Source organism: Streptomyces sp. HSW2009, assembly GCF_040240285.1.
Lineage (GTDB): Bacteria > Actinomycetota > Actinomycetes > Streptomycetales > Streptomycetaceae > Streptomyces.
Genome location: NZ_JBEHZD010000625.1, coordinates 1 through 4055 on the forward strand (window position 1 = coordinate 1; position 4055 = coordinate 4055).

Here is a 4055-nt window from a genome sequence, read left to right on the forward strand (position 1 = left end):
GGCGGGGGGCGGGGCGGCCCCGGGGGGCGGCGGGCGCGCGCGGGGCGGGGGGGGGGGGGGGGGGGGGCGGGCGGCGCACCGCCCCGGCGGCGCCGCCCCGCACCCACACGCCGCTCCGCACCCGCACACTGCCCCACACCCACACGCCGCCCCACACTCACACGCCGCCCCGGACTCGCACCCCGCCCCGCTCCCCGCGCCGGAGCCGGCCGCCCCGGCGCCCGGCCAGAGCGCTCCGTCGCCCGGTCCGGGCGCCCCGCCGGACGCCGCTCCCCCGGCCGCGCTCCCGTCGCGCGCGGTGGCCCTGCCGGTGCCGGTCGCGCACCAGGTCTCCCTGCCGCTGTCCGGCCCGCACTCCGTACCGCTCCCCATGGCGAACGCGGAGCCGGGCGCCGCGCACTGGCCCGCCGGGTACGAGACGACGGTGCCGGCGCACGAGCGGTGCGCCGAGCCGTATGACGCGTACGCCCCTGACGCGTACGCCCCGTACGCACCGCCGTCGGCAGGCGCCTCGCACGGCCGGTCGGACAGCGCTGCCGATGCCGGCACCGACGGGCGGGACGGTTCCGGCCGGGCGTCGGGGGCCGGGCGCGGAGTGCCGTCGTGGGGCGAGGGGCCCGCGGCGCACCACGCGGGCGAGGCGGAGTGGCAGTTCGGGGGGCAGCAGCCGGGGCCGGCCGCACCCAGACCCGTGCCGCTGCAACAGGCGCCGCTGGACGGTGGCCCCGCGGGCCCGGTGGGCGGCGGCCCCGCGGGCCCGGCCCGCTCGGGGTACCCGCAGCCCTACGGGGTCCGGTCCGACGGGGTGGAGCCCGACGGGGCGCTCTGACCGGACGACGTGACCGGGCGCGGGGCCCCACCGCGACGCCAGCACCGCGCCGCAGCCCCGCCGCCCAACTGACCACCGTCCAGCCACCGTTCATCCACCGCCCAGCCACTGACTGGACACCGCCCGGCCACCACTCAGCCGCCGCCCCGGGCACCCCAGCCACCGGCCCGCGTCCCAGCCGCCTCCCGATCCGCGGGGGCGCCCGGGACGTGGGCCGGTCCGTCGGGCGGCCCGACCGCGTTACCACGGGCGCTCCATGGGTACCCGACGCCGCGGCCCCGCAACTCCCCGACCCTTGAACCAACTTCACGTACCGCACCAAGCGCAGTGGAACCCGACAGAGCGGGAGTGTCTGCCCATCAGGGGGCAGATAGGGGGCCGGTCGACGGTCAGTTGGCTGGCGAGGCCGGCGGGCGGCGGGCGAGCGCGCATTTGGTGTCCGTCCGCAGGCCGCGCTTGATCCACATGCTGGTTAGACTTCGACCGGGGGCTGCGCAGCCGTACCTCGGGCACCTTTCGTGCGCCGAACGGGCTTGCGCTGATGGCGTGTTGACGCTGGTCATAGCCCGCGTGCACGGGCAGTGATCCCCCGCGCGCACAGCACGTAGCGATCTTTTCACGGAGTGACTTCCCTCATGGTCAATACCCGCACTGAAATGCCCGAGGCGCGCCAGTTGGGCTCGCCGCAGCAGTCGTCCGGCGGGGCGCGGGGCGCCCGCCCCCGCCCCCCCCCCGGGCCGGCCCCCCCCCCCCGCGGCCCGGCCCCCCCCCCCGCCCCCCCCCCCCGGGCCGCCGGCCCGGCCCCCCGCCCCCCCCGCAACACCCCCCCCCCTAACCCCCCGGGGGCGGCCGGGGGGGCCCCCCCCCCCCGGCGGCGGGGGGGCGCGGGCCCCCCCGGCGCCGGACGCCACCGGGGTCCGGCCGCAGCCGAGAGCGGCCAGGAACCGCCGCACGGCAAGCACCGCCGGCCAGCCGGCGAGTGACCCGCTCCCCGCACCGCGGGCGAGCACGCCACACCAGCAGGACGGTCCACCGGCAGGACCGGTGACCGAGCACCATCGAACGATCGAGCAACACCCAGCAGGACCCCGCGTACGCGCGTGGCGCACCCGAAGCGGCGCGCACGGCGGGCGAAGCGCGAGGAGGGCGGCGAGCGCCGCGGCGCACGGTGCGGGCGAACGCACCGTGAGCGGCAACTCGCCCCTCCTCCGCCACCCATGACATTTGTCCCAAGCAGCCGTCAACATTCGCCCCTGCCCAGGTCAGCGCGGGTCTCCGTACCGTTTGGGGCATGACGAACCCAGCCCGTACGGGCACCCTTCCAGCGGCTGTGCAAGGCGCGGGCCCCGGCGCCGGCGCCGGCCACGGGCAGCCGGTCCGCGGGGCCACGGCGCCCGCCGTACGCCTGCACGGCGTGTCCCACCACTACGGTGCGGTGCGGGCCGTGGCCGACCTCGACCTGGAGATCGCCCGCGGTCGCCCGGTCGCCCTGCTGGGCCGCAACGGCGCCGGCAAGTCCACCTCGCTCGGCATCCTGTTGGGCCTGCTGGAGCCGACGGCGGGCACCGTGGAGTTGTGCGGGGAGCCGCCGCAGCGGGCGGTGCGCAACGGTCGGGTGGGCGCGATGCTCCAGGACGGCCGGCCGATCTCGCGGGTGACGGTGCGGGAGCTGGTGCGGTTCGTGGCCGCAAGCTATCCCGCGCCGCCCCCGGTCGCGCAGACGCTGGAGCTCACCGGGCTCACCGCACTGGCGGACCCGCGCGTGGACCGGCTCTCCGGCGGCCCGGCGCAGCGCGTGCGGTGCGCCGTGGCGCTGGCGGGCAACCCGGAGCTGGTCGTGCTCGACGAGCCGACCACGGCCCTGGACGTGGCTGCCCGGCGGGCGTTCTGGGAGACGATGCGCCGGTACACCGAGCGGGGCAATACGGTCCTCTTCTCCACGCACTACCTCCAGGAGGCGGACGAGAACGCGGACCGGATCGTCGTCATCGACCGGGGGCACGTCGTCGCCGACGGCACCGGGGACGAGGTCAAGCGGTCCGTCGGCGGCCATCTCGTCGCCTTCGACCCGGGCGGGCTCACGCCCGCGGAACTCGCCGGGCTGCCCGGGGTGACCGCCGTCGACGTGCAGGGCGGCCGGGCCCGGCTGCGCAGCGTGGATTCCGACGCGACCGTCGTGGCGCTCGCCGCCCGGGGCGCCGTGCGCGGCCTTGAGGTCGCCCCGGCCAGCCTCGACGACGCGTTCCTCGCCCTGACCTCAGAGTCCGCCGCGCCCGCCGCTGCCGGTACGACGCAGAACGGAGTGGCCCGATGATCGCGTACATCGCCCTGGAGGTGCGCCGCACGCTGCGCGACACCGGGTTCGTCGTCTTCGGCATCGGCCTGCCGGTCGTGATGTACCTGCTCTTCTCCAACATCGGTCTCGGTGGCGACGAACGGCGGGAGACCGCGCTGTCGCTGATGGTCGGCATGGCCGCGTACGGGGCGCTGGGCGCCGCGCTCAGCGTCGGCACCCAGCTCGCCGAGGACCGGTCGCTCGGTTGGCTGCGGCAGTTGCGGCTGACGCCGCTGCCGCCCACGCACGTGGTGGCCGGCCGGGCGCTGACCGGCTCGGTCATCGTGCTGCCCGCCATCGTGGCGGTGCTGCTCGCCGGCCGGTTCGTCAACCACGTGGCGCTGTCGGGCGGGCAGTGGGCGGCGCTGGTGGGCCTGTTGTGGCTGGGCACCACCCCGTTCACGCTGCTCGGTCTCGGCACCGGCTACTGGCTGAACGCGCAGACCACCAGCGTGGTGAACATGGTGTCCAGCATGGGCCTGGCCATCGTCGGCGGCCTGTGGGTGCCGACCGACTCCTTCCCCGACTGGCTGCGGGCGCTCTCCACGTGGACGCCCACGCACCGCTTCGCCCAACTCGGCTGGAGCGTCACCGAGGGGCACGCGCCCGGCCTGGTGACGGTGCTGGTGCTGCTCGGCTGGCTGGTCCTGTTCGGTGGTTACGCGTTGCGCTCGTACCGGGTGTGCGGCCGTACGGCCTGATCGGCCCGGCGCCCCGGGCCTGGTCTCGGGGGCGCGCGGGGGCGAGCCGCACGGCCCGGCGGGTGCGCCCGGCGCGCGGCGTACGGTACGCACTGGCCGAAAACCGCCGCCCCTGCGGGTGGCGATCGATACCGGCCGGGGGGGGGGGGGGGGGGCGGGGGGGGGGGGGGGGGGGGGGGGGGGGGGGGGG

Annotated in this window: 4 protein-coding genes; all 4 read left to right on the forward strand. The window is 77.6% G+C overall.

Annotated features, from left to right (window positions below; all coding sequences use genetic code 11):
* The first annotated feature begins 298 nt into the window (after positions 1-298).
* On the forward strand, positions 299-829 hold the full coding sequence (locus AAHZ94_RS29660; RefSeq protein WP_349996783.1) for a hypothetical protein: 531 nt from the start codon (positions 299-301) through the stop codon (positions 827-829).
* A 635-nt stretch (positions 830-1464) separates the two neighbouring features.
* A complete protein-coding gene (locus AAHZ94_RS29665) occupies positions 1465-1812 on the forward strand; it encodes a hypothetical protein (RefSeq protein WP_349996784.1) in 348 nt (115 codons plus the stop codon).
* Between the two features lie 308 nt (positions 1813-2120).
* A complete protein-coding gene (locus AAHZ94_RS29670) occupies positions 2121-3143 on the forward strand; it encodes an ABC transporter ATP-binding protein (RefSeq protein WP_349996786.1) in 1023 nt (340 codons plus the stop codon).
* Entirely contained in the window at positions 3140-3865 is a 726-nt protein-coding gene (locus tag AAHZ94_RS29675; protein ID WP_349996787.1) for an ABC transporter permease, read from the forward strand. Before AAHZ94_RS29670 ends, AAHZ94_RS29675 begins: the two co-directional genes overlap by 4 nt.
* Positions 3866-4055: the final 190 nt, after the last annotated feature.

Coding starts and splice junctions, on each gene's coding strand:
- AAHZ94_RS29665 (WP_349996784.1), top strand. CDS start 1,465: ATGGTCAATACCCGCACTGAAATGCCCGAGGCGCGCCAGTTGGGCTCG.
- AAHZ94_RS29675 (WP_349996787.1), top strand. CDS start 3,140: ATGATCGCGTACATCGCCCTGGAGGTGCGCCGCACGCTGCGCGACACC.
- AAHZ94_RS29670 (WP_349996786.1), top strand. CDS start 2,121: ATGACGAACCCAGCCCGTACGGGCACCCTTCCAGCGGCTGTGCAAGGC.